Source organism: Pontibacterium sp., from assembly GCF_041587635.1.
Taxonomy (GTDB): domain Bacteria; phylum Pseudomonadota; class Gammaproteobacteria; order Pseudomonadales; family Balneatricaceae; genus Pontibacterium.
On sequence record NZ_JBFGYC010000647.1, the window covers coordinates 1 to 2,067 of the forward strand.

Consider the following 2,067-nt stretch of genomic DNA (forward strand, 5'->3'; position numbering starts at 1 on the left):
CCGAATCGTATTTGTTGCCGGATTCAAACAGTGGCGCCCCACAACAGGCACAAGTGTAGGTACCTGCCTCGTAATGCTTGTTGTACTTACCGGTAAATGCCCGCTCAGTACCCTTTTCACGACAAACATGAAACTGTTCCGGTGAAAGCTGCTCGCGCCACTCCTGTTCGGATTTCATTACTTTTTTAGAATCGTCACTCATATCCCACTCCGGTTGAGGCATCTAAATGGCCGGTTCATGCGCTCTTTGGGCTGTTTTTACCCTGTTAAAGCGCGTATTATTACGCATCTTTTTATTTGAGCGATAACAGTAGCTTGCGTTCAATTTTTGACGCTGCGCACGCTATTTCAGGACAACAAGATGCCAGTAATCCGCAAATCCAACAAGCTGATCAACGTCTGTTACGATATCCGTGGACCCGTGTTACAGGAAGCCAAGCGTCTGGAAGAAGAAGGCCAGCGCATTCTGAAACTTAATATCGGCAACCCGGCACCGTGGGGCTTTGATGCACCGGAAGAGGTCATACAGGATGTGATCTACAACCTGCCCGCCTCTCAGGGTTATTGCGATTCCAAAGGCTTGTTTTCCGCCCGCAAAGCCGTGATGCAGGAGTCCCAGCGCAAAGGGATTCGCAATGTTGGCATTGAAGACGTATACATCGGCAATGGCGTTTCAGAGCTGATCGTTATGGCAATGCAAGGCTTGCTGAACGATACCGATGAGATGCTGATCCCTGCACCGGATTATCCGCTGTGGACTGCCGCTGTCAGTCTGAGTGGTGGCAACCCAGTCCACTATCGCTGTGATGAACAGTCTGATTGGGCACCGGATGTCGAAGATATTCGCAGTAAGATCACTGAACGCACCCGCGGTATCGTCATCATCAACCCGAACAACCCGACGGGCGCGGTCTATCCGAAAGAGGTCCTGCAGCAGCTAATTGATTTGGCGCGGGAAAAGAACCTGATCATCTTCGCCGATGAGATCTACGATAAGATTTTGTATGACGAAGCCGAGCACATATCGATTGCATCCCTTGCTGACGATGTTCTTTGTATTACTTTTAATGGACTCTCTAAGACCTACCGTGCAGCGGGTTTCCGTTCCGGCTGGATGATCGTCAGCGGGCCTAAACATCAGGCGCGAGACTACATCGAAGGTCTCGACATGCTGGCCAGTATGCGACTGTGCTCCAACGTACCGACCCAACATGCAATTCAGACATCGCTGGGGGGCTACCAGAGTATCAATGAGCTGACATGCCCAACGGGTCGCCTGTATGAACAGCGTAATCTTGCATGGGAAATGCTCAACGATATTCCCGGTGTCAGCTGCACAAAACCTAAAGGTGCGCTGTACTTGTTCCCTAAACTGGACGCTAAAAAGTACGCGATCAAAAATGATGAGAAAATGGCGTTGGATCTGCTACAGCAGCAGAAGGTTCTCATTGTTCAGGGCAGTGGCTTTAACATGCCTGACACTCAGCATTTCCGTCTGGTCTTCCTCCCTCGTGAAGATGACCTGACAGATGCAATCGAACGTATAGATACTTTCCTGCGCTCATACGAGCAGTAAGACAGCTCAGCCGGCAGATGGCACTCCGTCATCTGCCTCCTTCCCCCATCCACCTCTCGCACCCGAATTATTTTCTTTTTTGCTGATTTTCTGGCTCTTAACGTCAGAGCGACTAAAGTGTCATAGAGCCGTTTGGTTGTAAGATATCCGTCATACAACCGCAATAGAATGGCGATCAAACGATATCAACTTTATTGCTCTCAGGAATTAGCAATGTTTATCAAGATCAGAAAAAACTGTGGCATCTACATGGAACACAACGGACTGGAACAACGCCACCTGGTGCCAGTGACTTCAAACTTCCTGATCAACCTGAATCACGTCGCCGAGGTCTCTTTCTACACGATAAAAGAAAGCAAAACCCGCTTCGATCTGGAACATCACGAACTGACAGTTCCTGTAAACACGCGCGTTATCCACGTTCAGATGAGCTACCTGTTTGGGTCTTACAAAGAGTCTGTGCGCGGCTCCAAAGGTCGCCTGGTCGATCG

3 protein-coding genes are annotated in these 2,067 nt (G+C 49.5%); 2 read left to right on the forward strand and 1 reads right to left on the reverse strand.

The window, feature by feature from the left end; all coding sequences use genetic code 11:
• Positions 1-202: peptide-methionine (R)-S-oxide reductase (locus ABYW01_RS20250; protein ID WP_372836267.1), on the reverse strand; the 202-nt coding region annotated here is incomplete at its 3' end.
• A gap of 159 nt (positions 203-361) precedes the next feature.
• On the opposite strand from ABYW01_RS20250, the gene ABYW01_RS20255 reads away from it, so the two are divergent.
• Complete coding sequence (locus ABYW01_RS20255) at positions 362-1,576, forward strand: pyridoxal phosphate-dependent aminotransferase (protein ID WP_372836269.1); 1,215 nt, start codon at positions 362-364, stop codon at positions 1,574-1,576.
• A gap of 213 nt (positions 1,577-1,789) precedes the next feature.
• Positions 1,790-2,067: hypothetical protein (locus tag ABYW01_RS20260; protein ID WP_372836271.1), on the forward strand; the 278-nt coding region annotated here is incomplete at its 3' end.

What these genes read in the sequence shown, in the direction of transcription:
- ABYW01_RS20255 (WP_372836269.1), top strand. Translation starts at nt 362, where the DNA reads ATGCCAGTAATCCGCAAATCCAACAAGCTGATCAACGTCTGTTACGAT.